Annotated in this window: 31 protein-coding genes, 1 tRNA gene and 1 pseudogene; 10 read left to right on the top strand and 23 right to left on the bottom strand. The window is 67.2% G+C overall.

The window, feature by feature from the left end; all coding sequences use genetic code 11:
* Positions 1-24 precede the first annotated feature (24 nt).
* On the bottom strand, positions 25-312 hold the full coding sequence (locus ACZ3I4_RS01990; protein WP_465379974.1) for a helix-turn-helix domain-containing protein: 288 nt from the start codon (positions 310-312) through the stop codon (positions 25-27).
* Positions 313-394: 82 nt separating this feature from the next.
* On the opposite strand from ACZ3I4_RS01990, the gene ACZ3I4_RS01985 reads away from it, so the two are divergent.
* On the top strand, positions 395-1,114 hold the full coding sequence (locus ACZ3I4_RS01985) for an AfsR/SARP family transcriptional regulator (RefSeq protein WP_465379973.1): 720 nt from the start codon (positions 395-397) through the stop codon (positions 1,112-1,114).
* 186 nt (positions 1,115-1,300) lie between these two features.
* Here ACZ3I4_RS01985 and ACZ3I4_RS01980 read toward each other — a convergent pair whose 3' ends face one another.
* From ACZ3I4_RS01980 to ACZ3I4_RS01945, 8 genes and pseudogenes are all read right to left on the bottom strand, one after another.
* Positions 1,301-1,723, bottom strand: coding sequence for a hypothetical protein (locus tag ACZ3I4_RS01980; protein WP_465379972.1), 423 nt, complete (start codon positions 1,721-1,723; stop codon positions 1,301-1,303).
* A gap of 267 nt (positions 1,724-1,990) precedes the next feature.
* Positions 1,991-2,527: a DUF2637 domain-containing protein gene (locus ACZ3I4_RS01975; RefSeq protein WP_465379971.1), complete on the bottom strand. Its 537-nt coding sequence runs from the start codon at positions 2,525-2,527 to the stop codon at positions 1,991-1,993.
* A gap of 394 nt (positions 2,528-2,921) precedes the next feature.
* Positions 2,922-3,806 (bottom strand): replication-relaxation family protein, encoded by an 885-nt coding sequence (locus ACZ3I4_RS01970; RefSeq protein WP_465379970.1) that lies wholly within the window; start codon positions 3,804-3,806, stop codon positions 2,922-2,924.
* 688 nt (positions 3,807-4,494) lie between these two features.
* Positions 4,495-5,751 (bottom strand): ATP-binding protein, encoded by a 1,257-nt coding sequence (locus ACZ3I4_RS01965; RefSeq protein ID WP_465379969.1) that lies wholly within the window; start codon positions 5,749-5,751, stop codon positions 4,495-4,497.
* 171 nt (positions 5,752-5,922) lie between these two features.
* Positions 5,923-6,138: pseudogene (locus ACZ3I4_RS01960) on the bottom strand (P-loop NTPase family protein); the annotation flags it as partial.
* 148 nt (positions 6,139-6,286) lie between these two features.
* Positions 6,287-6,715, bottom strand: a complete 429-nt coding sequence (locus tag ACZ3I4_RS01955; protein ID WP_465379968.1) for a hypothetical protein — start codon at positions 6,713-6,715, stop codon at positions 6,287-6,289.
* A 33-nt stretch (positions 6,716-6,748) separates the two neighbouring features.
* Positions 6,749-7,243, bottom strand: a complete 495-nt coding sequence (locus ACZ3I4_RS01950) for an EndoU domain-containing protein (RefSeq protein WP_465379967.1) — start codon at positions 7,241-7,243, stop codon at positions 6,749-6,751.
* 6 nt (positions 7,244-7,249) lie between these two features.
* Positions 7,250-7,579, bottom strand: a complete 330-nt coding sequence (locus ACZ3I4_RS01945; protein WP_465379966.1) for a hypothetical protein — start codon at positions 7,577-7,579, stop codon at positions 7,250-7,252.
* 223 nt (positions 7,580-7,802) lie between these two features.
* Here ACZ3I4_RS01945 and ACZ3I4_RS01940 point away from each other — a divergent pair, with 223 nt between their 5' ends.
* Complete coding sequence (locus ACZ3I4_RS01940) at positions 7,803-8,192, top strand: hypothetical protein (protein WP_465379965.1); 390 nt, start codon at positions 7,803-7,805, stop codon at positions 8,190-8,192.
* Here the strand turns inward: ACZ3I4_RS01940 and ACZ3I4_RS01935 are convergent.
* The 3 genes from ACZ3I4_RS01935 to ACZ3I4_RS01925 form a co-directional block, all read right to left on the bottom strand.
* On the bottom strand, positions 8,164-8,409 hold the full coding sequence (locus ACZ3I4_RS01935; RefSeq protein ID WP_465379964.1) for a hypothetical protein: 246 nt from the start codon (positions 8,407-8,409) through the stop codon (positions 8,164-8,166). The genes ACZ3I4_RS01940 and ACZ3I4_RS01935 overlap by 29 nt on opposite strands.
* A gap of 10 nt (positions 8,410-8,419) precedes the next feature.
* On the bottom strand, positions 8,420-9,007 hold the full coding sequence (locus ACZ3I4_RS01930) for a type IV toxin-antitoxin system AbiEi family antitoxin domain-containing protein (protein WP_465379963.1): 588 nt from the start codon (positions 9,005-9,007) through the stop codon (positions 8,420-8,422).
* 151 nt (positions 9,008-9,158) lie between these two features.
* The gene (locus ACZ3I4_RS01925; RefSeq protein WP_465379962.1) at positions 9,159-10,634 is read right to left on the bottom strand and encodes an AAA family ATPase; all 1,476 of its coding nucleotides are present in this window, start codon (positions 10,632-10,634) and stop codon (positions 9,159-9,161) included.
* Positions 10,635-10,663: 29 nt separating this feature from the next.
* Between ACZ3I4_RS01925 and ACZ3I4_RS01920 the strand changes: the two genes are divergently transcribed.
* The 3 genes from ACZ3I4_RS01920 to ACZ3I4_RS01910 all read left to right on the top strand — a co-directional run bounded on the left by ACZ3I4_RS01920 (position 10,664) and on the right by ACZ3I4_RS01910 (position 13,652).
* A complete protein-coding gene (locus ACZ3I4_RS01920) occupies positions 10,664-12,568 on the top strand; it encodes a plasmid pRiA4b ORF-3 family protein (RefSeq protein ID WP_465379961.1) in 1,905 nt (634 codons plus the stop codon).
* 506 nt (positions 12,569-13,074) lie between these two features.
* Positions 13,075-13,326, top strand: coding sequence for a toxin HicA (locus ACZ3I4_RS01915; RefSeq protein WP_465379960.1), 252 nt, complete (start codon positions 13,075-13,077; stop codon positions 13,324-13,326).
* Positions 13,323-13,652: a type II toxin-antitoxin system HicB family antitoxin gene (locus tag ACZ3I4_RS01910; protein WP_465379959.1), complete on the top strand. Its 330-nt coding sequence runs from the start codon at positions 13,323-13,325 to the stop codon at positions 13,650-13,652. Before ACZ3I4_RS01915 ends, ACZ3I4_RS01910 begins: the two co-directional genes overlap by 4 nt.
* 598 nt (positions 13,653-14,250) lie before the next feature.
* On the opposite strand, the gene ACZ3I4_RS01905 is transcribed toward ACZ3I4_RS01910, so the two are convergent.
* The 6 genes from ACZ3I4_RS01905 to ACZ3I4_RS01880 form a co-directional block, all read right to left on the bottom strand.
* The gene (locus ACZ3I4_RS01905) at positions 14,251-14,751 is read right to left on the bottom strand and encodes a plasmid pRiA4b ORF-3 family protein (protein ID WP_465379958.1); all 501 of its coding nucleotides are present in this window, start codon (positions 14,749-14,751) and stop codon (positions 14,251-14,253) included.
* A gap of 22 nt (positions 14,752-14,773) precedes the next feature.
* Positions 14,774-15,832, bottom strand: a complete 1,059-nt coding sequence (locus ACZ3I4_RS01900; RefSeq protein WP_465379957.1) for a hypothetical protein — start codon at positions 15,830-15,832, stop codon at positions 14,774-14,776.
* A 42-nt stretch (positions 15,833-15,874) separates the two neighbouring features.
* Complete coding sequence (locus tag ACZ3I4_RS01895) at positions 15,875-16,255, bottom strand: hypothetical protein (RefSeq protein WP_465379956.1); 381 nt, start codon at positions 16,253-16,255, stop codon at positions 15,875-15,877.
* 212 nt (positions 16,256-16,467) lie between these two features.
* On the bottom strand, positions 16,468-16,818 hold the full coding sequence (locus ACZ3I4_RS01890; RefSeq protein WP_465379955.1) for a hypothetical protein: 351 nt from the start codon (positions 16,816-16,818) through the stop codon (positions 16,468-16,470).
* The gene (locus ACZ3I4_RS01885) at positions 16,815-17,138 is read right to left on the bottom strand and encodes a hypothetical protein (RefSeq protein ID WP_465379954.1); all 324 of its coding nucleotides are present in this window, start codon (positions 17,136-17,138) and stop codon (positions 16,815-16,817) included. The genes ACZ3I4_RS01890 and ACZ3I4_RS01885 overlap by 4 nt, the downstream gene beginning before the upstream one ends.
* A 15-nt stretch (positions 17,139-17,153) precedes the next feature.
* Entirely contained in the window at positions 17,154-17,630 is a 477-nt protein-coding gene (locus ACZ3I4_RS01880; RefSeq protein ID WP_465379953.1) for a Panacea domain-containing protein, read from the bottom strand.
* 499 nt (positions 17,631-18,129) lie between these two features.
* Here ACZ3I4_RS01880 and ACZ3I4_RS01875 point away from each other — a divergent pair, with 499 nt between their 5' ends.
* The 3 genes from ACZ3I4_RS01875 (at position 18,130) to ACZ3I4_RS01865 (ending at position 20,385) form a co-directional block, all read left to right on the top strand.
* Complete coding sequence (locus tag ACZ3I4_RS01875) at positions 18,130-19,146, top strand: winged helix-turn-helix transcriptional regulator (RefSeq protein ID WP_465379952.1); 1,017 nt, start codon at positions 18,130-18,132, stop codon at positions 19,144-19,146.
* The gene (locus ACZ3I4_RS01870) at positions 19,136-19,888 is read left to right on the top strand and encodes a hypothetical protein (protein WP_465379951.1); all 753 of its coding nucleotides are present in this window, start codon (positions 19,136-19,138) and stop codon (positions 19,886-19,888) included. The genes ACZ3I4_RS01875 and ACZ3I4_RS01870 overlap by 11 nt, the downstream gene beginning before the upstream one ends.
* A gap of 421 nt (positions 19,889-20,309) precedes the next feature.
* Positions 20,310-20,385, top strand: a tRNA-Arg gene (locus ACZ3I4_RS01865).
* Between the two features lie 460 nt (positions 20,386-20,845).
* Here the strand turns inward: ACZ3I4_RS01865 and ACZ3I4_RS01860 are convergent.
* A complete protein-coding gene (locus ACZ3I4_RS01860; RefSeq protein ID WP_465379950.1) occupies positions 20,846-21,673 on the bottom strand; it encodes a DDE-type integrase/transposase/recombinase in 828 nt (275 codons plus the stop codon).
* Between the two features lie 163 nt (positions 21,674-21,836).
* On the opposite strand from ACZ3I4_RS01860, the gene ACZ3I4_RS01855 reads away from it, so the two are divergent.
* Both ACZ3I4_RS01855 and ACZ3I4_RS01850 read left to right on the top strand, forming a co-directional pair.
* Positions 21,837-22,421, top strand: coding sequence for a SigE family RNA polymerase sigma factor (locus ACZ3I4_RS01855; RefSeq protein ID WP_465379949.1), 585 nt, complete (start codon positions 21,837-21,839; stop codon positions 22,419-22,421).
* A complete protein-coding gene (locus ACZ3I4_RS01850; protein ID WP_465379948.1) occupies positions 22,418-23,113 on the top strand; it encodes a hypothetical protein in 696 nt (231 codons plus the stop codon). The genes ACZ3I4_RS01855 and ACZ3I4_RS01850 overlap by 4 nt, the downstream gene beginning before the upstream one ends.
* 24 nt (positions 23,114-23,137) lie before the next feature.
* Here the strand turns inward: ACZ3I4_RS01850 and ACZ3I4_RS01845 are convergent, their stop codons facing one another.
* The 4 genes from ACZ3I4_RS01845 to ACZ3I4_RS01830 all read right to left on the bottom strand — a co-directional run bounded on the left by ACZ3I4_RS01845 (position 23,138) and on the right by ACZ3I4_RS01830 (position 26,792).
* A complete protein-coding gene (locus ACZ3I4_RS01845) occupies positions 23,138-23,860 on the bottom strand; it encodes a hypothetical protein (protein ID WP_465379947.1) in 723 nt (240 codons plus the stop codon).
* 20 nt (positions 23,861-23,880) lie between these two features.
* Positions 23,881-24,336, bottom strand: a complete 456-nt coding sequence (locus ACZ3I4_RS01840; protein ID WP_465379946.1) for a lamin tail domain-containing protein — start codon at positions 24,334-24,336, stop codon at positions 23,881-23,883.
* A gap of 105 nt (positions 24,337-24,441) precedes the next feature.
* Positions 24,442-25,869: an aminotransferase class I/II-fold pyridoxal phosphate-dependent enzyme gene (locus ACZ3I4_RS01835; RefSeq protein WP_465379945.1), complete on the bottom strand. Its 1,428-nt coding sequence runs from the start codon at positions 25,867-25,869 to the stop codon at positions 24,442-24,444.
* A 35-nt stretch (positions 25,870-25,904) separates the two neighbouring features.
* Positions 25,905-26,792 (bottom strand): NAD-dependent epimerase/dehydratase family protein, encoded by an 888-nt coding sequence (locus ACZ3I4_RS01830; RefSeq protein WP_465379944.1) that lies wholly within the window; start codon positions 26,790-26,792, stop codon positions 25,905-25,907.
* Positions 26,793-26,852 lie beyond the last annotated feature (60 nt).

Below are 26,852 nucleotides of genomic sequence, written 5' to 3'. Positions count from 1 at the left end.
GATCAAGTCGTCTTGGTGCGGTGGCTACGGCGCTTCGCCGCTGACAGTGCGTGGCTCTCCTGGTTGCGAGTGAAGAGCGGCGATCAGGGCAGCCGTCGGAACGCGGTACTGAGCGCCGACGCGTATGAGCGGCAGCGGGAACGCTCCGCGGTGGGCCAGCCGGTAGGCGGTGTTGCGGGAGATGCCGAGGAACTGTCCGGCGGTGACCACGTCGGTGGTGGCGCCGAGTGCCTTCAGGTCCTCGATGGTCGGCGGCGAATCGGTGGGCGGTTCAGGGCCGGCAGGTGTGCGGGTGCGGCGACGATCGGTCAAGGTGTCTCCCAGTCAGGATGGCGGGTTGGCACGTACATATTGACGTCCATGCTTTGGCGGTTGATGCGTTACCGTCCTGCTCATGCATGATCGGGCCGGCGGTCGCGATGCTGGTGACGTGGATTCCTGGCCGGACGCCCGTACCCTCCCGGCGCTTGGCCGTCCGGAGCGGCTGCCCAATGGAACCGACGCCCGTGGTGGTTCTCGTGCGGTTATCAGGGTGCGGGTGCTCGGGAAGCCGGAAATTCTGGATGTTCCCGCGGATGTGCATGTCCGGAAGCGTTCCCTGGAGTTCTTGACGTACCTGATCGCGTGCGGCGGCAGCGTGCATCAGGACCTCATCCTCGAGAACCTGCTGCCTGAGCCGTCCCGGAGTAAGGCCGTGGAGCGGATGCACACCTACACGTACAACCTGCGGCAAGTCTTCGCCCGGCTCGGCGGTGACGGCAGCTACCTGAAGGTGCGGCAGCATCAGTACGTGTTGGACCGGGCCGGGTTCGACGTCGACTTGTGGACGATGCTCGACGCTGTCGCGGACGCCGCGGCCGCACCCGACCCTCAGTCGCGGGTCGCGGCGTTGCGCCGAGCGGTGGACGCCTATGCGGGGCCGTTTGCCGACGGCGCCGGGTACTTGTGGCTGGCCGGCTATCGGTACCTCATACGCCAGGAGTACGTCGACGCGGTGGTCGCTCTCGCCGACAACCTTGCCGGCCCGGCACGGGCGGTGCTGGAAGAGGGCCGGCGGCACCATCCGCACGACGAGCGGCTCACCGCCGTACTGAAGGGTTTCACGGCGACATAGTGAGTGGCTGTTTGTCCGCGGCCGGGACGGGGCCGTCCTGCCTGTGGCGGCGGGACAGCCCCGTTCGGCGGTTGAGGTATGGATGGGTTACTCGGCGGTGGAATCCACCGTCCCGGCGATGCCGGCGGTGGTGTCGTCCTCGCGGGCGAAGACGTTGAGCACCTGAACAGCCTGCTGCAGGCAGTCTTAGGCGACGACCGGCATCTGCACGATCAGGATGTCGAGCAGCTGCTCGACGAGGGCGATCACCGGTTCGGTACGGATGGCCTCGGCGGGGCTGGCGAGCAGCCACGCCTTGGCGAACCGCGTCGATTCCCCCGGCCGCGAGATCGCCTCGCGACCGAGGAACCGGTTCCTTTCGACTTTGTCCTCGAATTCGGAACCGCCGTAATTGACCACCTGCTGGTTGACGTGGTCCACGTCGGCGAGCACGGTGAGCAGACTGACCGCGCGCCGCAGGGCAAGAAGAGCCTGCGGTGGCGGGATCTGATCGTCGCGCAGCGTCGCCGCCAGTTCGCGGACCACCGCGATCACCGGCACGGTGCGTGCGATGCGGCGGCGGGACTCGTGCAGCCATATCCGGGCGAACTGTTCGGCGTCGTGGTCCACGACCGGACGTTCCGGCGGGAAGATCTCCGGGATGCGTTCTGAAAGCCTGTCATGATGTATCACCTCCCTCCTGTCGGGGATTCACGTCAGCGCCGTGATCAAGCCGCTGACGTGGGCTTTCGGGCTGCCCGTCCGGACCGGAGCCGCGGTACTGGCGGGTCGGTGGCGGCTTCCGCTCGGACCTGAGCGTCTTGAGCAGCGCGGAGGCTTTGGAGTTGGAGACGCTGGTGCCACCGGCTCGCAGTTGGCGAGCGAGCGCGCCACGGGTCAGGGGTTCGCCGCTGACGGCCAGGCGGTCTCTGATCGCCCGGGCGGCGTGCAGCACGGTCCGCAGGTCTTCCACCTCGGCGGACGGTCCGCGGGACCGGCGCCGGTCCGGTGTGGACCGCTGATCCGGGTTTGCTGCGCTGCGGACCGCGGGTGCGTCGGCGGGCTCTGCGCGGACCGGGGAATCGTCGAGTTTCGAGGCGGACGGTCCACCGGTGTGGCTGAGCGCGACCTTGACCATGACCAGGAACCCAGTGCTGGGATGGCGGCGGCCGTCCAGCCGATCGGCGACGGTTCGGCTTCGACGACCTGTGCCGCCAGTGAGAGCACGACCGCGCAGCCCAGCACCACGGCGGGGAACCGGGGTGAGGTGTGTTCGCGTCGCCGGCGGCGTAGTTCCAGGCCGGAGGCGATAGACATCAACTCGAGGACGATGGCGTCGGCCCAGGCGAGCCAGCCCGGTTGGCCGTGGCTCGCGGCGACGTTGTGGACGTGGGTGAAGCTCGCGGCTCCGGCGGCTGTGCCGATCGCGAGCATGATCAGGATCTGGGCCAGTCCCTCGGCGCGGTTGGCGCGGACGGTCCGGTCCGGCGAACGACGCGCTGCTACGGGACCACCTCCCGCGGACCGGTCCGTGCCGTACGCGCCGGAGGGCGTTCACGACGATGGTTCTCGTCGGGGACGTGGCGGGACGCGAAGGCGGGAGTGTGCAAGTGCTGGCGGGACTTCATGGTGTGGATCCTCCGGTCGATATGGATGAAAGCGGGCCCAGCCCTCAGGCGTGCCGGCGACGATGCGACGGGGGCCGAGACGATAGCGTCCGCGTCTGTCACCACCGCGGCCGTACGCGCGGTGACAGAAAGCGCCGTCTGTCACCCGGCACGGGAAGGTCTCGGCGGTGGCTGTCACTACGGGAAAGCCGGTCAGGCGTTTACCGCGCCACGGCTATCAGGTTGTGGCCGTCCAGCTCGGCCAGGTGCAGGCGCCGCCCCGATCGGCGGTGCAGCCACCACACCGCATCGGCGGGGTCGCCCACGCCGTGGACCGCGGTAACCACGGGATAGCGCACACCGGCATCGGTCAGTTCCTCGTGGAGGCGGCGCTCCCGGACCTGGCCGGGCAGCCAGAACAGCACCGGCCACACCCGCCCAGTGACACGGGCGAACTCCTCGTATCCGTCGATCTTGTCGACCAGGCGGGAGAGCGGCCGTTCGGTGCCGGTGTCGTACTCCAGCAGGAACGGAATCTCCGAGCCGCCCTCGGTCCAGATTCCGTGTCCGTCGGGCCGCGAACTGGGGATGTAGGTACGTTCGGTGACGTCGGCGCCCTCGCCGGCGAAGGCGCCCATCTGCTGGCACTGCCGGGCCGACCACCACCGCGCCAGTTCACAGCCGGGCCGGGTGCGGGCGTGGCCAGCCAGGGCGGTGAAGAAGCCGTTGACCCCGACCAGGTGCGCCAGGTTCGCGCGGTTGGTCAACTGCCAGCGTCGCCGCCGGGCCCGGTCGCGGTAGCCGCGCTCAAGGCGCTCGCCGCGTTGCGCCGCGATGACCTCCAAACCCAACTGGGCGAGGACATAGTGGTACGGGAACGAGCCGCCGCCGGCCCGGTTCGGCCGGAACCGTTCCAGCACCCGAAGGCCGACCAGGGTGCGCAGCCGTTCCTGCGCGTAGTCCAGCGACGGGAACAACGCCTGCGCGATCTGGACCGAGGTCAGCACACCGTGCTCGGCGAGCCAGTCGAGCAGGACGCAATCCCGGTCGGTGATCTGGGACTGCACGCGCAGGACGGGATCGACGTACCGCAGCGACCTAACCATGGCGTCGTCCCCCGGGGAGAGACCCAGACTGGAGGGTCTGTCGCAGGACGACCGCGGTAGAGGAAAGGCGCGTTGTGCTGCGCTGTGATGCCGATTCAGGGGTCCGTTTCCCAACGGAGGTCAACAGGGAGGACAAGTGACGGATCCGAGCGGACGGCAAGCCGGGATGGCAGTTGAGGAGTGAACGGGGCGAAATGCCCGATGTGGATGGATGTGTAGACACGAAGGCTCCAGAGTGTTGTTCGATGGGGTGTCGTGAGGGCTGGTCGATGCATCGCGCACCTCCTCGGGCACTGCCCGAGTGGAACGACGTCGGGTTGCGCTCGCGAGCGGCGTGAGCGCGGATAGGTCGCGGAAATGGCGAGCGCCGTGATCATCGACGGCGTGGGGCCGCTTGCGGGAGGCAGCCTCCGACGCCGCCGCCCACTTCCCTCACACCCTCAAACCGACCTTTGTCAGCTCTCGCGAACACCCCGATTTGAGAATCGGCCGAACGGCGGATACCAAAAGTTATCTAGTACGCATTTCGGTCGGCGTGCCTTGAGCAATCACAACGCGACTGTCAGATTTCACGGACCGTCGGACTCGGCGATGCCGCGAAAGGAGGCCCGTCGTCGGCCGAGACACGCACAGCGCCCCACTGGTCCTTCGATCTCGAGGAACGTGGACAGCCGACCAGATGTCCGGATCAGGCCGAGGCGGGAACCTGCCACAGGGCGCTGACCGGCACGGCGCGGAGCTTGCCTCCGAACGGCAGGGTGGAGGTGCCGGTGTAGAGGACGACGCCGGCGATGAAGTCGTCGCCGAGGCGGTCGGCCAGCCGGCGTAGCCCGCGAAAGTCGTCGAGACCGACGGAGGTGGCGGCTTTGACTTCGATGCCGACGACGTGGCCGGATCTGTTCTCGAGTACGGCGTCGACCTCGTACCTGCTCTGGTCGCGGTAGTGGGAAAGGTCGGCTTGCTGCTCGGACCACGTGAGCTGGCGGGAGAGCTCGGACAGGACGAACGATTCGAGCAGCGGGCCGAACGGCGCCCCCGGCCTGAGCAGAGCGCGGGCATCAGTGGCGAGTTCGTTGGCGGCGATGCCCGAGTCGACGAAGATCAATTTTGCGGCTGCGGTCGCTCGGGTCCCGAGATTGCGGGACCAGCCCGGGATTCGCTTGACCAGGAAGATCTCCTCCAGCGCCTGGAGGTAACGCGCCACCGTCGGCCGGCTCAGTCCGAGCGTGGACTCCAAGGAGTTGGCGGCGATGATGGTCGCGGATCTGGCGGCGAGCAGGCGTACCAGCTTGCGTAACTCGCCTTTGTGCTGGATGTCGGACAGCTGCCGGACGTCGCGGTCGATGAGCGCTTGAACGTACGCGTCGAGAAACCGCTGACGGCGGCGCGGGTCGTCGCGGGTCGTCGCTTCGGGCAGGCCGCCGCGCACGATTCTGGCCGCGTAGTCGGCCCGGGTCACCGTCGATTCGTGCCGCAGGTCGGGACCGAGCGCGAAGATGGCATCGATGAACCCGTCCGGCTCGGTGTCGATCTCGCCCTGGGAGAACGGCCAGAGTTCGACGGTTTCCATCCGGCCGGGCAAAGCGTCGGGGGCGGCGACCATCCCGAACAGCCGCGACGAGCCGGTGAGCAGGTAACGGCCGGGACGGGGGTCCTCATCCACGGCAGCCTTGATCGCCAGCAGCAGCTCCGGAACGCGCTGGATCTCGTCGATGACCAGCAGCTCCTCGGAGTCGACGAACCCGACCGGGTCGGCGGTCGCGGCGGCTCGGTCCTGAGCACGGTCGAGGTCGCGGCGCTCGGCAAGCCGATCGCCAGCGACAATGCGGACCAGCGTGCTCTTACCGGCCTGGCGAGCCCCGCTGATCAGTACGACACGGGTGTCAGCCAGGGCGGCGTTCACCTGCACGGCGACGCGGCGTGGGACCAGGTGCGGTGTGGGCACCACCTCATGATAGCTGCACGGTTTCGATCTGCGGGGCCACCCACTTTCGATATGCGGCGCCTTGATGTTCGATATGCGGGTGCCTCAGCGTTCGGTTTGCGGGAGATCGTACGCGATCAGCACAGCACCGATCTGACTCTCCGGAAGGTGTTCACCGCAGTGTTCCGGACACACGGTGGAAGCGATGAAGGCCGGCGCCACCGGATCGATCCCGCTGATGTCGTGCTCGCGGCAGACGATCCGCCGCAGATAGTCCTGTTCGACCAGGGCACATCCCCGCCCGTACCGGCGCCGCACCTCCCGCGCCACCGAACTCTTCCCGCTGCCTGAGCTCCCTCGAATGATGGCCAGCCGGCTCGTGCCGGAAGCGGTAGAGAATACGTTCATCGCTATTCCCAGTCGTCGCCGATCAATCCGGTCGGCTCCCCTCGAGCCTATTCTCGATCGAGGCGGTCGCGGATCGGTGCCGCAATTGAGGCGGCCAAACCTTGACGTCAGGAGTTTTGCCCCTCGTCCGTCGCCGAGGCCGCCTGGGTCAGAAGAGTCTTCCCCGGTACGGGTGGGTGCGGCCCCACTTCTCCTCCCACCGCAGCAGGTCGGCCTGCCATCTAGGGAGGTCGGGGCGATACTCCCGGACGGCTGGTCGTTCCGGCTGAGCGACCAGGAAACGCCAGTAATCCTCGATCGCCACCCGAGCGACCTCGGCCGGGAACTCCCCCTCGGCACCGGGCACCCACAAGTTGGTGATCAGCAGTGCCGACGGTGTGAATGACACGGCGTAGTTCTCGCTGCTCCATTCCTCGAACGGCGGCTCGCCGCGAGCCACGTCATCGGCCATCGCCAGCGCGTCCAGGGTGACCAGGAAGAACGTACCGAGTTCGGTGGTCAGCCACTCGCCCAGAAGGTCGTATCGCTGGTCCTCGACCTGATAGACCGGGCGGCGGAACGTGGGATCGATCCGCAAGCTGACAACACTCAACGAGAGCCCTCCGGTGCGCTAGGGAACGGGCCAGCCGTGCGTGAAGCCGCCGGACTGGTTGTAGAAACCTTCGATCGTGACGCCATTGTAGGTACCCATCCACTTATTGCCGGACACCCGCGTCGAGTCCTTGAAAGCGCCGGACACCGCGTTGTCCACCTGTGCCGGCGTCCAATCGTCGGGGAAGAACGTGCTGAAGCCGCCGTTGCCGGCCTTCGGCTTCCAGGCGCCAGCCGGCGGGTTCAGGGTCGCGTCGAAGAACTCGGGCTCCGCCTCGTACACGCCGTTCGGGTAGGTAGTCTTCGAGCCGGGCACGAGCCGGCGGTCGGGGAAGTCCTCGCCGCCGGGTCGGTAGTGGTAACCGGTGCCCTTGGGCTTGCCCGGCTTCACGTGACCGCCGCCGATGGTGTGGGCGGTGAAATGGGGATTCATGCGATCCGGGCGGGCCCGCTTGCGCGTCTTGCGGAGGAACCGCAATGCGGCCCGCATGAGCTTGCCGGAGCCTCTGGCCATCCCCGGTCACCCGTCCAGAAGCTGGAAAACGGCCTTCTCCACGAGGTTGCCGACAATCGTCCGGGTCAGCTGCTGGAAGATCGGGATCTCGAGCAGGCTGGCGCCGAACGTCGGCACCGCCGTTGCCACCGCCTGAGCGATCTGCACCGCCAGGATGGCGAGCTGGGCGATGACCGCTACCTTGAGGGCGAGCACGATCCCGCCGCAGATCATCAGTCCGGTGCCGGTCAGCGTGGCCGCGTTCGCGCCGTCCAGGAGCGTTTTGGCCGGGCTGTCCTCTCTGGCCCACCAGGCCTGGAACGCGGCGACGGCCTCGCCCTCGTGCTCGGTCCACACCTCGGCTCGTCCTGGTCGCCGGAGGGCGTCTGGGCCCGGCCAAGCGCGGCCACCACGTCGGCCAGCGTGCCGCCCAGGCCGGACGGGTGGATCGGGCCGGTCATCCCCCAACCTCCTCGCGCGGGCAGTCTTGCCCGAACCGCGACAATATCGAAGCCTGTCCACTAAAGGACGGGCCAGGTTACGGCCGGGGTGTGCGGGAAGGCCCAGTACGTTGGACCCTATGAGCGAGTTCTCCGACGGCGTAGGAACCCGGCGGCACGAGCCGTCATCCGGGCCGCCGGTGGGCTACCTTCCGTACGGCGAACGGAAGCCGTACGTCGTGGCCGACGCTCTCACCGCCTTGGGCGGGCCGACCCGTGGCGTGGTCACGTTGCCGCATCACCTCGACTGGTCCGGTCACGCCGAGTACGACCTGAGTCGCCCCGAGAGCATGGCCAGCATGTACAAGGTGGTGCTCATCGAGGCCGGCACCGTCGAAGACTTGCGCACCTGGCTTTCAGGTGAGTTGCTCCTGCGGCTCTGGCCCAGTCTCTGGCTGCCACCGAAGCTCCGGCGACGCTGGGAAGAACGCTTCCCGGAACTCACCGCCACCCGCACGAGCGCCGCGTAACCTTCCACGAACGGCTCGCCCGTATCGGGCTTGCGAGCAGCATTCCGCCCTTGAGGACGAACCGGTCCGCGTACCCGCTGACCTCGAGGCGGGCGAGGCCCCGGTCGAGAACGTAGATGACCATCAGCGTCTGGGGCTGGCGGCCCCGACGGCGGGCCAGATTCTGCAGGCCCAGATAGGCGCGGCCACCTGCGTCGGCGCGGGTGGGTCGGGTCACGACATCCCCGTCATGAGGCAGTCAGGACGTCGACCGCCGCCCGGACCGGTCCGAGCACGTCCAGTGCCTTTGCGTACGTCATGAGGTCGGCGACTCGGGCGTCACGTCGGGCCAGGTAACGGCGCAGGGAGACGTGCGCGACTGATTCTCCGAGCTTGTGCCGCATGCGCATCAGGTCGATGGCTGTCCGGGCTGGCGAGTAGATCCTCGCCCTCTCTCCCGGTGCGACCTCGACGGAGCCCAACCCCAGCTCGAAGGTCGCCGGGTCCCAGACGAACACCTCGACCTGCGGGTGGTCGAGCTTCGGCGGCCACGTCCGGCGCGGTACGGCGATCTGTACCGCTATCGGAATCTCGTCGGTCAGGTCGTGCACCACCGCCGCCGATAGCAGGCACACCACCGCCCGCGGAGCCCTCAGCGAGACTGCCAGTAGATCCGGGTACGCCGCCGCCGGCGCATCCGAGCGACGAAACACCCCCCGCGACAACTCGACGAGCTCGCCACCGTCTCGAGCCGCGTACAGATCGCGCGGATGCACACCCGCGGCCCGCGCCTGCCCAGTCGTGAAGGTCGACGGGAGCCCTGACAGCTCTCCCATGGATAGAATCCATGACTTGTCATTATTGGATGACAAGCTATCTATCCAGGGGGCTGTTCCGCTCGACCGTGAGCGTCCTGCCTTGTGGGGTGCAAGCGCTGGTTGTCTCAACGTTCGGGTTAGTGGCCAATTCCGCTCGTCAGGAATCAGTTCACGTGTACAGCCGGCCAAGGTCGATGAGTTGGATGCCGGGATCGGCGGCAGCCATCGCGAGAAGGTCGTCGGTGAAGCCTCCGCCGCTGAACAGCAGCAGCCGGCACCGGTCCGCGCGGATGTCGTTCCGGCCGTTGAGCAGGGTGCGGATGTGGGCCAGCCGCTGCAGGTGGCCTGTTCCGACGGTCTCGTTCCACTTGGCCTCGCCGATCGCGAGAAGGTCCTCGCGGTCCTGGTCGTCGCGGCCGAAGACGGCCACGTCCACTTCGTGCTGGGTACGGGCGGCGGGGTCGTTGACGATGCCGGCCGCGACCCTGGTCGGATAGCCGCCGAGCAGGTCCGGGTCGGCTTCCCATCGGGCCCAGTTCCGGCAGATCGTCTCGAAATGCGGGCCGACGACCTTGCTCAGGAAGGTGCGCTGCAGGCGGGGCCAGACCTGCCGGGCGCGACCGGATCGTTCGAGGTCACCCCACGCCGGGCGCATAACGGCGTGGTAGAAGGTCAGGAGCGGCTCAGCAGTCCGGTAGACGCCCCGGTTGCTCTTGAAGGCGTCCTCCTCGCGCACGACCAGTCCGGCATCCTCCAGCACCCCCAACGCATGGGCCAGGTCGGACGGTTGCCGGCCCAGGAAGCTGGCGATCTCGCCGCGGCGGGTACGGCCGTCGGCGATCGCGGCCAGGACCGAGTGGTACAGGGCGGGATCGCGGATGTCGGGTTCCTCCGCGAGCAGGTAGCGGGCCTCTCGGAACAACGGGCGCGCCGGGTTCAGCACGGCACGAACGACCCAGTCGTCGAAGTCGTCGGGCCCGGCCGGAGAATCGTCCTGAGTGAATTCGTGCCGATAGGCAGGCGTGCCGCCGACGATCGCGTTGACGAGCAGGGCGGTGCGTGGGTCGTCGATGTCCCAGAACCGGGCGGCTGCCCGGTAGTCCAGCGTCCGAACCACCAATTCCAGACCGGCTCGTCCCCGCAGCGGCGCGGTCCCGGACAACAACCCGCCCATGAACGACCGCGCCGAACCACACAACAGCAGCCGTACCTGCGTGTTCGAGCGCTGTCCGGCCGGATCGAGCGCACGCTGAATGATCGAGGGCAGTGCTGGGCTGGCGCGGGCCAGGAACGGAAACTCATCGATCACCACCAGCATCGGTCCGCGCCGGGCCATCGACATCGTCCTCATGATCGCTTCGTCCCAGTTGACGAACCGCAGCGGTGTCGCCTCACCGAGGTGGTCGCCGAGCGCCTGCCCATACTGCCGCAGCGCATCGGCCTCGGACGACTCGGTGGCGGTGAACATGAACCCGCCACCCGCCTGGACCAATGCGTCGAGCAGGAACGTCTTGCCCTGACGCCGACGACCGGAAACGACACCCAGGGTCGCCCCGCCCTGCGGCAGGCCAGCGAAGCGGACCAGCTCGTTCCACTCGTCGTCCCGGTCGAAGATCTCGCTCGGCTTCTCCACGACCCTCCCCATGTAAGCGTAGTTACTATAACTATACTTACATGGGCTTCATGCGGCAGGATCGGGCCACTTGTCCGGGCCGGGGCAGTGCAATGGTCACGGTTCAAAATCAGCTCGAACCCGGCCTCGGCGGTCACGCAGATAGGTCTCCAGAACGGCGGTCGCTGCGGCGTTCTCCGGGGGCCACCGCAGCGAGCACCACCCGCTGGCGTTCGTCGATAGCGTTGGTTCGCTGGCCTATCCTTCGGCGCTCGCTGCTACCTGGTCCTGCCGTGGAGGGCGAGGTCGTCGACGCTGAGTGGCGGGTGAGCCGAGGTGAGATTCGGGTATTGCGGCAGAATGGCGCGATGAGTTCTGGAAGCCGACGCGCTGCCAAGCGGAGGACCGGCCGGTCTCCCCGACGCCCTGACCTAACTGTCGTCTCCGGTCTGGATCAGGCTTGCGACTGTCCTAACTGCGGTGCGGGTGCGGCTGATCCCGAGCAGATGTTGACCGATCTGGTCGACGATGCCGCCGCCCTGGCCGAGGTCAAGGACCCCCTCGAAGCCGAGTTGGCGGGCGCGCTGTTCGTGGCGATGGCGAGATCCGGCGGTGACGACGCCATGGCCGCTTTCGCCGGTGGAGTGATCCCGGCGATTGAGGCGCGCGGCACCCGCGCTGCTCTGACCCTGCTCACCGCGATCGGCGCGGCGGCCGGCGGGGTGGCGGATCCGGTCGCCGAGGCGGCCCGGGCAGCTGCCGTCCGGCTGACCGGCGGCGGTGTCGCCGTGCCGTCCTGGGCGGATGATCTGACGCAGCCACTGACCGCCGGGCCGTTCACCCGCCTGTACGACGTCGAGGACACCATGTCGGTGCTGATCGGTGTGTTCCAGCGGGCAGATCGTGACCACGCGCTCATGATCGTGGTCGATCACGAGCACTGTGGTGCTGCGGAGGAGATCTACCTGCTCGGCGGGGAAGAACTGCCGACGGCCGTGGCCGCGGTTCATCAGGGCGCCCGGCAGGACGGGGTGAGCATCAAGACCAAGAAACTTGGCGCGGCTGAGTTCCATTGGCATGTCGAGCAGGCCCTGGACGCGCGTGCCGTCCACGACGAGGACGACGAACCCGACGACGTCCCGGCCGCGTTCGACCTGACCGACAGTGAGGACGGGCCGGGATACGCCCCGCTCGCTGTGCTGACCCGCAACCGGCTGGCCGGCCTGCCGCCCGCTCGCCGGCCGCGCGGGGCAGCCGCGTCCGGCCACGCCGCTGACCGGACAGCACTGGACGTGTTGCAACAGTTCGCCGCCGTGCTCGGCCGGTCCGGCGGGCCCGCCGCGTTCGGCCTGGACCTACCGGCCGCGCGTCGGCCGCAGCCGGCGAAGCTGCCGGCGAAACGGAAGAAGTCGAACGGCCCGGCGCCGGTGTATCAGATCAAGGTCAGCCTGCGGGGCGCGAAACCGCCGATCTGGCGCCGGCTGCTGGTGCCCGGCGACATCACCCTGAACCGGCTCCACCTCGCGTTCCTCGCGGCATTCGGCTGGCACGGCGGCCACCTGCACGTCTTCGACACGGCGTACGGCCAATTCGGTCAGGCCGACCGGGAGCTGGGGCATCGCTCGGACAGCCCAGTAACCCTGGAACAGGTCGCACCCGCGCTGAAAGACAAAATCCGGTACACCTACGACTTCGGCGACGACTGGGAACACGAGATCTTGGTCGAGAAGATGACGGCCGCGGACCCCACCGTCGAGTACCCGCGGTGCACCGGCGGCCGGCGCGCGGCCCCGCCCGACGACTGCGGCGGCGTCTGGGGATACCAGGAGCTGATCGAGGTGCTAGCCGATCCCAGCCACCCAGAACATGAGGAACGGCTGGAGTGGCTGGGACTGACCGACGCGACCCAGTTCACGCCCGACACCTTCAACCTCGACCAGGTGAACCAGCGACTACGAGACCACTGACGAACGGGCCACGTCGTGAGTACGTCGGCACCGTGGCCGAACTGCCATCGGCGTCGTGCTCGCATAGGTGTCATGGCTCGCCGGGGACCGCTTGGAAGCGTTCATCGGCGTCCAGCGGATCGCCGAGGAAATCGTCGCGGAGATGTTGGCGTCGGGCGAAGTGCCACCTGTCGCCATCGCGGGACAGGCACTCCTCCCGGCCCACGTCGGCCTGGACCGTCGTGTCTTTGCCGGCCTGTGGAAGAGCATTAGACTAGATGTCACTAGCCAAGCCACCACTGGGCGTGGTGGCACTGCTGGCGCGTTTTGATTGTTGCTTGGGTCGGTGACTTGGGCGAGTTGGCGGAAGACCTTGCTGGGGAGTTGACAGCTAGTCGGTACCGTCGTCAAGGCCCGGACCGGGCGACGGCTGCCACTCACGGTCCAGCGTTGAGACCCGGCAGCGCCCGCAATCGTCCAACTTCTGTAGTATCACCGGCGATACTACGCGCGGTATCATCGGTGGTGTGACCGACAAGCTGGCGAAGATCTTGGCGGAGATGCGCCGGCACCCCAACAATGTCCGGTTCGCCGACCTCCTATTCGTGTGCCGGCACTTCTTCGGCGAACCACGGTCACAAGGCACGTCCCACTATGTCTTCAAGATGCCGTGGCCCGGCGACCCACGGGTCAACATCCAGGACAAGGGCGGCAAGGCGAAGCCGTACCAGGTCAAGCAGGTTCTGACCGCGATCAGGAAGTTGGAGGAGCGCTCGTGAGCGTGGCGGATCACTACACCTATCGAGTGCACTGGTCGGCAGAAGACGAGGAGTACGTCGGCACCGTGGCCGAACTGCCATCGGTATCGTGGCTCGCCGAGGACCGTATGGAAGCATTCGTCGGCGTTCAACGGATCGTCGAGGAGATCGTCGCGGAGATGCTGGCGTCAGGCGAAGAGCCGCCCGTCGCCATCGCGGACAAGCACTACTCCGGCAAGTTCCAGGTCCGCGTACCCGAGGAAGTGCATCGCCGCCTCGCCATCCGCGCCGCAGAGCAGGGCGTGTCCCTGAACGCACTGGCGGCCTCACGGCTCGCCAGCGCCTGACGGCACTTGCAGCCGCGTGCAGGGCGAACAGCAGGACTGCGCGCGGTTCGCGGACTGGCGCGGCCCTTCGCCGCCAGCGTCGAGGCTGACGCAGTGCGTCTCGACGAGGGCGTCGGTACCAATAACGCCTGAAGCTTCGGAACGTCCTAGCCGGCCAAGCGTTCAAGGCGGCCGGTTACTACATCGACCCCGAGTTCTGGGACGGCGAGGGGAAGTCTTGCTACCCGCCGAACCCGGGGACCTGACAGGTCCCCGATGGACAGAACCTCGACTTGCCAATATTGAATGACAAGCTATCTATCCAGGATCAGTTGCCCTCACGCTGTTCCTCTGCAGCCAGCGGCCCAGTGAATCTGGACAGGGAGCATTCGTACCAGTAGTGCGACGAACGCTCCAGACTTCGCTGAGGTCCGTGCGCCGTAGTAGCGGGAAGCCACGCGCCGGGCACCTCGTGCGCGTGGTGCCCGGCGACGCTGCCGCAGGAGGCGCACCCTGCAGTACCGGTGCACGAACAGTTGCGCTACCTCGCACCAAGGTCAAGTCAACCTCTGAAAGGCGTTTTTCCTGTTCAGGCCGTCGGTAGTGTCCAGCGGATCGTTCACCGCGACGTCGCTCCCGACAGCTGCTGATTGATCAAAGCGAGGTCGAACGGTGTGGCGTTTCTGCCGCAGCCAGGAAACCAGTCTTCCTCGGGTGCGTCGCCCTGGCCGCCGACGCAGACCGCCGAGGTCTCCGGCTCACCAGGTTCGATGATCCGTTCGACCACGATGCGGTGCTCCCACTGATCGCCGAGGTCGTAGACGTACATCAGCACAGCTCCGACATTCGGCGCCACCTTTCCCAACCTGGCCCGGAACTCGTCCGCAGTCTCCTCCAGGCCGAAGAACGGATCGGCATAGCGACGCCCGTCCGCCGTGAACACGTGCAGATGATCGTCGTCCCAGTCGAAGACGACCTGAATCACCCGATGCAAATCGTCCAACGTCGTGGCGGCCGGCACCCGAACGCGCCGCCAGACCGGTGGCCGTACCCGGGTAAGGGCGATCTTCAATTGGTACGTCGGGATCGGCGGCCCACCCGCCGCGACCAGTTCGGCCAAGCCCTCTCGCAAGGCCGCCTGGTCAGGGTGTCCACTGGCACCCAGCGCGCTCGCGAAGGACCAGGAACGCCTCGTGCGGACCGTCGACAGCAAGCGCCGCCGCCGCGTACTCCACAGCAAGCCACCGCAGGTCGGCCGCGTCGGGCTCCGGCGACTCATCGTCGTCGCCATCATCCTGGAAGTCGGCGAGAACAAGCCGCGCGTGGGGAGCCAGTGCCGGTACCTCGGTGGCTCGCTGCCACGCGGGCAGCGCAGGCTCGCCCAGGCCGGCCACGACTTCGACGGCGGCGACCCGCTGTGCCGGCGAAGCCGTGGCCGCCGCGTCGAGCAACTCGGTTGCCGCCTTGCCCGTTCCGCGCTCGGCCAGCCATGGGCCGGCGTGCTGCCACACCTCGTCTCCGGGCAGCGAGGCCAGCCGTTCGAGCAGCGCCGCGGCAGGCGCATCGGGAGACAACGGCGGCGGCCACTCCTCGACCAAGCGCTGCCACATCCACCGACCCAATACGGTCACACGCCCGTCGGCGTCCACTGCGCCGACCTCGGCGAGAAACTCAAGTCCGGCATCCACCGGCATGACACCCCGCCGGAACGCCGAGTAAACCGCGCCGGCATCCCCGACATCGGAGCAATGGAGCAGCTCGTGAACAGCCTCAGCAGTGTCCGCCAACTCAGGCGGCGGCTGAGCGGTCATCACCGTCAGCAGCGTCCGCAGCAACACCGGCGCGCCCCGGCCACGGTCATCGTGCGACTCGGCTCGAAGCACCGCCCGGACCGCCGTCCACCAAAGGTGCACGGGATCGTCATCCGCGGTGGCTTCAGCAACCGCACGACCCGCCGACACCCGCAGCCAGCCGATCGCCTCGGCCGCTACCCAGGGCCAGTGAACGGCCTCGACATCCGCAGCTGTACGAACCCGGGCCGGAACCGTCACACCCAAAGCGTTCCCCGCAGCCGGGACGTCGACCGGGCGCAATACGCCCTTCGCCGTCACCGGCATTCCCTCACCGACCCAGGCCACCAGGCGCTGGGCGCGAACGATGAGAAGACAGCCACCAGCCAAACGGCACAGCTCGGACGCCACGCCCAGAGCATACGGAAACGCCGATCGGCGTCTGGCGGACGGCTACGCGCCCGGCACCTCGGTCTGGGTTTCCTTCTCGATGGACTCGAAGATGTCCGCATCGACCTCTTGCTGCCAGGCCGGCAGCTCCTCCCACGGCGCCACGTACGACGGCTTGGGGTTCTCAATCCGCAGGAAGATCTGGGCGGCCCATCCGGCCGCCACGAATTGACTCTTCTGAGCGCGGGTAAGGCGACCAGCAGCGCCCTCACTGATTCGAAGCAGTTCGGCGACGAGCTGGTAAACCGCGGCCGCGCCCTGTAGCTCGCAACCGGGGGTTTCATGCCATGGTGTGACGTAACCTGGCTTCGGCTCACCTGGATAGTGCTTGTGGACTCCGGCGATCCACGCCTCGCGGAAGATCTTGCCGGCTTCTGTCGTCACAACGGAGCCTTCCCATTGAGTTGCTGGTCAATGTGATGAAAAGCTAGGTGAGCGATCTCGGTGTCCAGGTTTTGCGTACGTAGAGATCTTCTTGAATCGGGCCAAATCGGGTCGCAGGTTTCGCAGCTTACGAGGCACGACTCCGGAACCGGCTTGCCAGGTATGCCCGAGGGCCGCTGCCTCGTAGGTGACCAGCCGCAGTGTGCCAAAGTTCAGCCGACGGTTCCTACGGGCGGCGGTATGGCCTCGCAAGTCTCGAACTTCTCGCAGACAATCCGCCGCGGATCATCGTGCTCGAAGACCCGCACGTAGCAGACGACCCGGAAACGGCGTCCCTGCTCGTCTGTCCAATCGCCGTTCGGAACCCATGTCCACCACAGGTTGCCGACGGGGTCCCTATCCGGGCTGACCCGGTCAGCGCGTGGGCGATCCGGGGAAAACTCAAGGCCACGCCACCAGATGTCGACGCGCTTCACCACGTCGGCGGGAGGTCTTGGCTCGCTGAGGTCGCGCCAGCGAGGAAACAGCACTTTGAACTCTTTTAACTCCCAGTGACTGCTCACGGGTCCGCCTCCGCGTCGATCGAGGTCGGGAGGACCGCGAACAGCTCGCACACGATCCGATGCTCGGCCTCGATGATGCGGTAGGCGCACACCACCCGCTGCAGACCGCTGTCCAGATCGGGCAGGTAGGCCACCGGGGCCTGCCATACGTTTTCCTCACCGTCGATCAAGACGGCGCCGCCTCGCGGGCGGTCAGCGCGGGTGGTGATCCACCTTTTGATGTCGGCGTAAACCTCGCCGGGGAGCGGAACGGTCGGACCCCACTCGTGGAGCTTTGATTCGAAGTCGTCGAGCCGCCACGGGCCATATGGTTCGGCCATACCGCTCCTTGCAGGTCAGGAGGCTTGCTGTGCCTTGTGGGTTTTCCAGAGCTCATCCGCCTGGGCGCGTTCGGCCCGGTTGGGCCGTTCGTCGTCAGGGTCGTTGGTTTCGTCGTCGCGGCGGAACCAGTCACGCAGGATGTCGGGGTCGATGCGCCCGCCGCCTCCCGGCTTGGTTGCGGCCTGCCACGGCTGCGATGACTGGATGAGGGTGCGAAGGTCGGCCGGCGATAGGGCGCCGTAGCGCTCGATGACGTAGCCGATGGTATTGAGCGGACCCTCGCTCTTCGGCTGTTCTGCTGGGCTGCCGTCGGCGTCAGGAATCGAGACACCGCGGTCGGTGGCGGTGATGGGTTCGTCGAACAGTGGGCTGCCGAAGTGGGCGATGTGGTGGCCCTGGATGAAGAACAGCAGCGAGTATTTCTTGGCGAGTTTCAGGCCCGGTCGGCGCGCATCGATGGCGGCGATGACGGAGTTGGCGCTCGTAGTCATCGGCGCACCGTATTTCGCGCTTTCCTTGATCGCATTCCGTTGGACGGACGGAACCTGGAGACTCGCCGTGATTGGCATGCCGCCCCCTCTCGCTCCGTCGATGTGATGCGCACTCAAAGTAATAGTGTCGTCCGTCCGGCTCTGTCCTCGATCCGACTAGCCGTTGATATTCATCGATTCAATCTGACCACCTCCGGGTTTACTTCGATGTACGGCACCCCCAGTTGATGCCACGTTTTAGGTGACCTACAGCTGGCGTAGTGGAGCTGTGGCCCGTTTCGTTCGGCGAGCACTGCGATGGGGACATCCTCGTAGTCGGCCCAGAGGTGCGGCGAGCAGGAGTGCGGAGCGGCGGAGGCGGCGGCTCGTTTAGGTCGTGTTCGCTGCCGGCATACTCAGGCGGCCTGAGCGGAAGTTTCGCACCACTGGTCGATCTACCGGACGGAATGTTCGGTGTTCGGTATTGACCGAACGCCGGACGTCTGCAAGGCTTACCTGCGTGGAGACCGAGGCGCTGATAGTTGACGCCTTCGCTCAGCTGGGGATCGACGTGCAAAGTTCCCCACGCGCATCCGACACCGGTGCGGACCTGATACTGAGCGATAACGGTTTGCGTTTAGCGCTCGAGGTAAAGCGACGGGCTCTGGTGACTGACTCCGTCGCGGAGCAGGCACTGCGTACACACGCGCCGTCGTCCGCGACGTTGCTGATCGTCGCGGACCGGGTGACTGAAACTGCCCGCAAACTCCTGACTACGCATCAGGCTGGCTACTACGACCTGCGTGGCCGGCTGGCGCTACGGGCCGAGGGTGTCGTGATCGATGCCGAGGTTGCGCCGCTCGGAGAGCGATCCCGGCGAACGAGTGCTTTGAGTGGCAAGGTCGGGCTGGAAGTCGCTGCCAGTCTCTTGATGCAACCTCGGAGTGGAGCCTCGGTGCGCGAGCTGGCGCGTCAGCTCAACCGCTCAGCTAGTACGGTCTCAGAGATCCTGGCGGAGCTTCGCCGTGAGGGGCTGTTAGACGGCAAGAACGCTGTTACGGATTCACGCTTGTTCTGGCTGGTCGCCGAGCGCTGGACAACCCCGCGCACGTATCTCACTCAGTTGCCGCCACCCGGTGATGCGGTCCTGACGCAAGCGTTGCGCCTCGGTTTGGCTGATGTTGATCGTGAAACCGGTTGGGCGTTGACAGACTCGGCCGCAGCCGCTGCATACGGTGCGCCGGTGGCCTTCCGATCTGGGCAGGTACTGGACTTCTTCGTGCCCGACCAGGCGGTTCAGCGTCGCGCCCTGACTTTGCTCGGCTCCGCGGGCACACCATCGCAAGCTCGAGCGGCCGTCAGGATCGCCCCGGTGCCGGCGGTTGTAGAGCACCGGTTCGACCCTGACACGAACCCGATGGAGTGGCCACTGGCACACCCGCTGTTTGTCGCGCTCGACCTCGCCCAAGACACCGGCCGTGGTCGGGAGATCCTCGACGAATGGACACCAAGCGAAGGGTGGAGCCGTGTCTGGTAGCCGCGTCACGTTCATCGGCGACTCAATGGCCACCGTCGTGCAAGGAGTGATCGAGGTCCGGACACTCATCGGCCAAGCACCGGTGGTGGTCGGAGGCGTAGCCGTCCTGTCCCGGCTGTCAAATCCCTATCGCGCCACAGTTGACCTCGACGTGGTCGATCGGCTCCTCGGTGAGACACCCCACCTGGAAGTGCTGCGCGCCGCCGACGGCGCCGAACCGGTCCAGCCCGCAGCCGTCATGCTGTCAACGCCGTACGGCAAAGTGAAAGTCGACGTCCTCGAGGTACGTCAAGCCGAGCTCGACACACCTAGCAACGACCCCGGCGATCGCCTGCACGCATCAGCGCACGCATGGGCCAACGACACCGCCACCGACGTCACGCTTGAGGTTGTCCGGGCCAACGGCGAGCGCATCGAAGTGACCACGCCAGTCGCTGAGCCCGGGCCGTTGGTCGCGATGAAACTTCAGGCAGTCATGAACCGTTCGGTCGGCAAGCAGGGAACCGACTTGCTCGACATCATCAGACTCATCCTCGACCCAGCTACCCGACCCGCTGCACTCGACCAGATCGGCCATGTCGCTCCGGCAATCGCCGCCGACATCGCGATTCACGTAGATCTCTGGTTCGTCCGCCGTCACGAGCAGGCGCTCCGCTGGATCAGTGCCGCCGGTGGCGGCGATGTCACCCCAGACGATGTCGAACTGGTCTCCGAACTCCTTCTGGCGTCCGCACGGCGCTGAGGCGCTGGCCCCGCCGCCGTTCGACGGCAGACCGCGTCAGCCCACCGAAAGCCACGCGCCGGGCACCTCGTGCGCGAGGTGCCCAGCGACGCTGCCGCAGGAGGCGCACCCCGCGGTACCGGCGGCACGAACCATCGCGTGACCCCGCGCGAACATCAAGTCGTCCGCCGAAGACCTTTCCCAGCTCAGAGGTCGCCAAGAGTGCTCCGGACGTGCTCGGGGAGCAAATAGCACCCGACGTCAGCGCTGGGCACTCATGGTCACCGCCGGGCACGGCAGCTGGCGTGTGCGCGAGATTTGCTCCGGACGCGCTCCGACCAGCGACGGGACCCCACCGACCGACCAGATGGCCCCGCTGGGCATCAGACGGGAAGCCCGGGCACTCCTGGGAACGCCCTGGTAGGTACGATATGGGCCGTAGGCCCTCGTAGCTCAGGGGATAGAGCATCGGTTTCCTAAACCGTGTGTCGTAGGTTCGATTCCTACCGGGGGCACCAATGTGATGTCTCAGGACATCGGAATAGCCCGAACCTACGTGTCGTAGGTTCGGGTTTTTTGTTTGGTGGGTGCTGGTCCGGGTGGTCGGCCGGTGGGCTGGTAGTCGCGTCGTGGGTCGATGGTGAGTTCGCGGAGGGGTTCGCCGGTGGCGGCGTTGATGACGCGGACGTGCAGGTCTTGGACGAGGAGCAGGACGTAGGTTCCGGCGTAGGTCTTGCCGAGGCCGATGTGGCGGAGCCGGCCCTGGACGCGCAGGGTGACGGTGCCGGCCGTGGACGCGCAGAGTGACGGTGCCAGCTTTGCTGATTTTGTCCTGGCGGACCCGGTCGTGGGTGTCGCGGGTGCGGTCGGTGCTGGGCGTGGCTTTGGGCCGGTTCTGGTAGGCGGTGGCCGGGGTGCTGCGGCGGGGCAGGGATCGGTGCGGGCGGCGGTGGTTGTACTCGTCGGTGAACGTGTTGATCAGGGCTTGCAGCTGCGTGATCGTGTGCGGCTAATGGGTTGGGCGCGGAGACATTTTTTCAGCGTCTGTTGGAAGCGTTCGACTTTGCCGCAGGTGGTGGGGTGGTTCGGTCGTGAGTTCTTCTGCACGATGCCCTGTCGGCGGAGTTCGGCCTCGAGTTTGGTGCGGCCGCCGCGGCCGCCGGCGAAGCGGGCGGTGTAGACCAGGCCGTTGTCGGTGAGCGTGGAGGCGGGATATCCGTGCTGGTCGGCGGTGTGCTGGAAGGTGGCGTGGACGATGGCCGCGGTGATCCGGGGATGCGCTGAGATGTGCAGGGCGTAGCGGGAATGGTCGTCGAGCCAGGTGATGATCTCGGTGTCCGGGCCGGGGCGGCCGTCAGCTCGGGTGAGCCGGTGGTGGGTGAAGTCGGATTGCCAGGTTTCGTTGGGCTGCTCGGCTTGGAACCGGATGTAGGAGTTCTTCGGCCGTTTCGAGGGTTCGGGGATGACCTGTCCGGCGCGGGTCAGGATCCGGTTGATGGTGGCCCGCGACAGCACGGTGTCGTGGTGGTGCTGCAGGTGCCAGCCGATGGTGTCCGCGCCGGCGTCCAGGCCTGCCTCGGCGAGCTGTTTGCGCAGCACGAGGACCCGTTCGACCGTGACGGCCGCAGTGGCGCCGGGCCGGGTGTTCGGGGCGCGGGAGCGGGCCTCGAACGCGGCTTCGCCCTCAGCGGCGTAGCGGGCCATGAGTCGGCTGATCCAGCCTTGGGAGACGCCGTAGGTGCGGGCGGTCTCGGCCTGTGACGCGCCGGCCAGGACGGCGGTGATGACGAGTCGACGTGTGGACACGCCGCACCCTGCAACCAGCCGGGAAGCGGGCTACGACGCCATGCCGATGTCGCGAGACATACCTATTCCGATGACGCGAGACACCCTATTCCGATGTGCTGAGCCAGGACACTACCGGGGGCACCAAAACGTCCGGGTTGCTCGGCCAACCCATCATGGGTCGATGCAACCTGAGCGCAACGCTGATCGTCATTGGGGTGTGAGACGAGACAGCGGCTCGGGCGGGACCGAGCGAGACGAGCAGTTCCACGAGTTTGTGGTCGACCGGCGGCCTCGCCTGCTGTACACGGCGACCCTGCTGACGGCGGGTGACACGCACCTGGCCGAGGATCTCGTTCAGGCGGCGCTCACCAAACTCTATGTCGCCTGGCCGGCGTTCAAGCGGGCGGACAACCCGGACGGGTATGCGCGTCGCGTGCTGGTCAACGCGTTGATCGACGAGAAGCGGCGGAGCTGGCGGCGCCGGGAGCAGACCATGGCTGTGCTCCCCGACGTCGCCGGTAGTTCGCCTTCCGGCGCTGGCCCCGCCGGTGAGGCCGTGAAGCAGGCGCTTCGCGAGCTGCCGCCCAAGATGCGGGCGGCGGTTGTCTTCCGTTACTTCTACGACCTTGATGTGGCAGCCACAGCGGACGCGCTGAGCTGCTCGGAGGGCAACGTCAAGAGTCAGACCGCCCGGGGTCTGGATCGTCTCCGTGCCGCGCTGCACCAGGCGCAACCCCACTTTCTCAGCCAGGGAGCCACCCCATGAACGACCTTCGTGACCACTTCGAGGAGATCGCCGGGCCGATGCACGCCGTTGACAGCAAGCAGGTCGAGGCCGACCTGACCCGCGGCCGCCGGGCGCTGCGCCGCCGCCGCACCGTGCAGACGATCGCCGGTTCGGCGTTCGGTGTTGCCGCGCTGGCCGCCGCGATCGCGGTCGCCACCAGCACCGGGGCCCCCACCGCCCCGAGCGACCGGACCACCGCCGGCGCCGTGAGCGTGCAGCTCGTCGCGTACAAGGGTGAGCAGCCCAAGGGCTTCACCGTCGACAAGGTGCCGGACGGCTGGTTCGTCCAGGCCAGCGAGCAGGGTTACCTGACGGTCGCCCCGGCCAAGGCCAAGAACCCCGGACCGGACGTCAACCCGTCGACCGACCCGGTCTACAACAAGGACTCATTCGAAGACAAGATCGCCATCATGCTCGAGTCGAAGGACCAGAGCGGCCCCGGCCGTACGGGAAAGAAGGTCCAGGTCGGCGACAAGGAGGGAATCCTCCTCGAAGGCATGGAGCAGCCGGACGCGTCCGGTGACCGCGGTTCGACGCTCTGGATCAAGCAGCCGTCCGGCGTCTACCTGCTCGTGCAGGTCTGGCAGGGCCTCGGCCTCACGGAGTCCCAGATCGTCGAGCTGGGCGCCGGCATCCACGTGCACAAGGACGCCGTCCAGGGCGTCGGCTGACCTTCCCGCAGAGCGGGCCCGCGATCACCCCGGGTCGCGGGCCCGTTTGCCGTGCCAAGCAGAAGTCGCGGCCCGAAGGGCGGCCACCCGCTCGCGTTCGGCCCGGTCCCGCCATTCGGTGACGTCCTTGAGGAGGGCGTCGAGCTGCCGTTGCAGACCGGCCAGCCCGTGCGGCTGCCTCAGCTGGCTGGTGTCCAGTTCCACCCGTACGGCTCCAGCCCGCTCGACCAGCCGGCGCACCCTCGGCTCGTCCTCCCGCAGCGCGGCAATCAGTTCCCCGGAGCGCTGCCGCGCGAATTCGGCCTCGTGCCAGCTCTGCTTCGAGTCCGGTTTCTCCAGCGCCGACGCGACCCGGAACCGCATGTCCCGACCGGCTTTGAGCGCCTTGTCCCAGCGTCGGACGGCGTCCACCTTGGCCCGGTATCCGGCGTCGTCCCGCAGCAGCATCGGTTCAACAAGCGAATCGACCCGCTCGGCAAACTTCTCGTATCGCGCCCGGGCTTCGGCAAGCGTCCGGTCCGCATTCTTCTTCGATTTCCGGGACCGCCGATATTGCCGAGCCCGTCCTTCGTCGACGCTCAACACACCACCGAACAACCGGTCCCGCCAGTCCGTACGCGTCGAGGTTTCGGCCCGATCCCGCTCGGCCTCGGCAAACTCCCGCTCGGCCGCGTCCAGCTCCACCTTGGCCGTGCGAAGCAAAGCAAGGTGAGGAGCCAGAAGAGTGCGATCCCGATCGCTCAGCACTCCCCCAACATAATCCCGCGTCAGCAGGCGATCCCGGTGCGGCCCTTCTGCTGGGTCCACGTGCACGTGTCGACCGTACGGCCGGCGGCGTCGAGCAGCCGGGCTGTGTCGCCGGTGTTGTTCCAGATGTAGTTGCCGCTGTTCCAGAAGACGTCGGTCGCCGTTGGGCGTCCCTTGCCGGTGTGCAGGAACACGCGAGCGCCGCCCGCCGGCAACGTGAAGTGGCCGAACGTGAAGGACCGGTGGGCGTCGCGCACGGTCCAGTGCAAGAGGTTCACCGGTTTCGGGCCGGTGTTGACGACCGCGATCCACTCCTGGTTGAGGCTCTCGGTGCTGCGGTTGTCGATACCGGGCGAGTCGTACTGGACGCTGTGGAATCTGACCACCGGGACAGCCTCGGCGGAAGCACCGCCGGGCGCCACCATGACTGCCATGGCCATGGCCATTGCTCCCAGCACGACGACTACTTTGCGCATGCGACTCCCCGCTCGATCCGATTTGCGCCGATTATTACCGCAACGGCGTCGACCGGATCAGCAAACCGGCAGGCACTCACCGGCAGGGGGCTGAGACCAGCAGGGCTAGGAGCTCTGGACGACCCGGAAGGTTTTCAGGTCGGGGTCGGAGGCGTCGGGAATTGTCATGCCTGCTGCCTTACCCGCGCGCAAGTAGTCGACGACTGCCTGGTTGAAGCGTTCGCCCGGCAGGATGGCGGGCACGCCCGGCGGGTAGGGGCTGATCATTTCGGCCGAGATGCAGCCGACGGGGTCGCTGACCTGTTCGGTGCGGGCGAAGTAGGCCTCGCGCGGGTTCATCGCCTGGTCGAGGTCGAGTTCGTGCAGCGACGGCACGGCGGGGGCGGGGCGGTCGGGCTTGGGCGGGGAGGCGGCGAGGCGTTCGAAGGCGTCGGCGAGGCGGTCCAGCGCGACGTCGGTGTCGGAGTACGTGAGCGAGCAGATCACCCGGCGGGCGTCGCCCAGCTGGACGGTCAGCCGGGCCTGCTCCTGCATCCATTCCTTGGCCTGGTAGCCGCTGATGCCCAGGCCCGAGACGTCGACCGAGAGCTTGAGCGGATCCCACTCGGCGACGCTGTCGTGGCCGATGATCGACTCGTCCATCACGCCGAGCGCCGGAATCTTGCTGAGGCGGGTGCGCAGGTGGTTGGCCTGGCTCAGCGCCGTGTCGAGCTGCTGGCGGCCCTCCGAGACCATCCGGCGCCGGAAGCCGTCGATCGAGCCGTAGAGCAGCGCGGACGGGCTCGTCGTGGTGATCAGGTCGAGGCGCAGCCGCAGGTCGACGGGGTTGATCCGGTCGCTGCCGAGCAGGATCATCGACGCCTGGCACAGCCCGCCGTCGGCCTTGTGCAGGCTCTGGATGGCCAGGTCGGCGCCGGCGTGGATGGCCGCGGTGGGCAGGTCGGGATGGAACGGGAAATGCGCGCCCCACGCCTCGTCCACCAGCAAAGGGATGCCGTGCCGATGACAGAGACGGGCGATTCCCCGTACGTCGGCCCCGGTCCCGTATTCGGTCGGCGTGATCATCAGGACGGCGCCGATGTCCGGTTCGCGGCGCAGCGCCTCCTCGACGTCGGCCGCGCTCGCCGGGTGGGCGATCTCGTTCTCGTGGTCCCAGCGCGGGCGCAGCCAGACCGGGTCGGCGCCGGACAGGATGAGCGACGCCACCACGGACTTGTGCACGTTGCGGTCGATCAGCACCCGCGTGCCCGGCCCGGTGACGGTCAGCATCGCCGTGTGCATGGAGATGCTGGAGCCGCAGGTCGTGAACACGGCTTGCCGGGCGCCGGACGCGTCGGCCATCAGTTCCTCGGCCTCGGACACCGCCGACTTCGCCATGATCACATCAGCTTCGAAGGCGCTGCGGGACAACACCGCGGCCGTACGGTCGTCGAGGCCTTGCCCGAACCGGTGGCCCGGCAGCGCGAACGTGTATTCGTCGTGGTCGCGGAACTGTTCGATCGCGTCCAGCACGGGGGTTCGCCGATGATCCATCGCGCGCGAATCCCCCGGTGGCGGGCGGTTAAACGTCAGCGGGGGTGGGCCGCCACGAAAGAGCCAACGTATTCGTCGAGGCGGCGTTCCGGGGCCCAGCCCAGCTCGGCCGCCTTGGTGATGTCGGCCTGGCCGCGGGTGCGTTCGCCGCGCAGGACGGGGATCAGCTCGTACGGCACGCCGAACATCTTGGCGACCTCGAGGATGGGCCACTCGTGGCCGGCGCCGAGCAGGTAGCCGTCGCCGTGGCCCTTCTGCGCCACCAGCACGATGCCGCGCACGATGTCGTCGATGTGCGTGAAGTCGCGAGTCTGGGTGCCCGGGGAGACGACCGGCAGCGGCTCGCCCTTGAGGTACTTGTCCTCGAAGATGCCGATCACCGTCGCGTACTTGCCGCTGGTGATCTGGCCGGGGCCGTAGACGTTGTAGAAGTACGTGATCGCGTAGTCCAGGCCGTACCAGTTCGAGTAGTTCTTGATGTACTCGATGTTCTTGGCCTTGGTCCACGCGTACGGGTTCAGATTTTCGTCCTGGCCGTCGTTGCCGAACTTCGAGCTCGAGCCCGCGTAGATCAGCTTGGAGCCGTTGGCCGACGCGAACTTGACCACCTCTTTGGTGCCGAGGAGGTTGAAGTCCCAGGTCAGGTCGTGGTCGTCGAACGAGGTGACGATCCGCGAGTATTCGCCCAGGTGGAAGACGATCTCGGGGCTGGGCAGCCCGCGGCCGGCCCAGATCTTGGCCAGGTCGGCGGTCGAGCCGTCGAGGTAGGTGACCCGGGGGTCGTTGACGTGGTTTTCTCCGACGCCGGTGAAGTAGTTGTCGAGCGACACGATCGCGGCCGCCGGGTAGTCCGTGAGCAGCGTCTTGATCAGGGCGGAGCCGACGAATCCGGCGCCCCCGGTGACCAGCAGTGTTTGACTCAACGCACTTCCTTACGACCGACGACTCTGCGCGGCCAGGCTACCAAGAGCGGGCCGTCCCGC

It is taken from the genome of Actinoplanes sp. NPDC021490, from assembly GCF_055562135.1.
The sequence above is the reverse complement of the archived record's forward strand: the minus strand, read 5'-3'. Positions and strand labels throughout refer to the sequence as shown.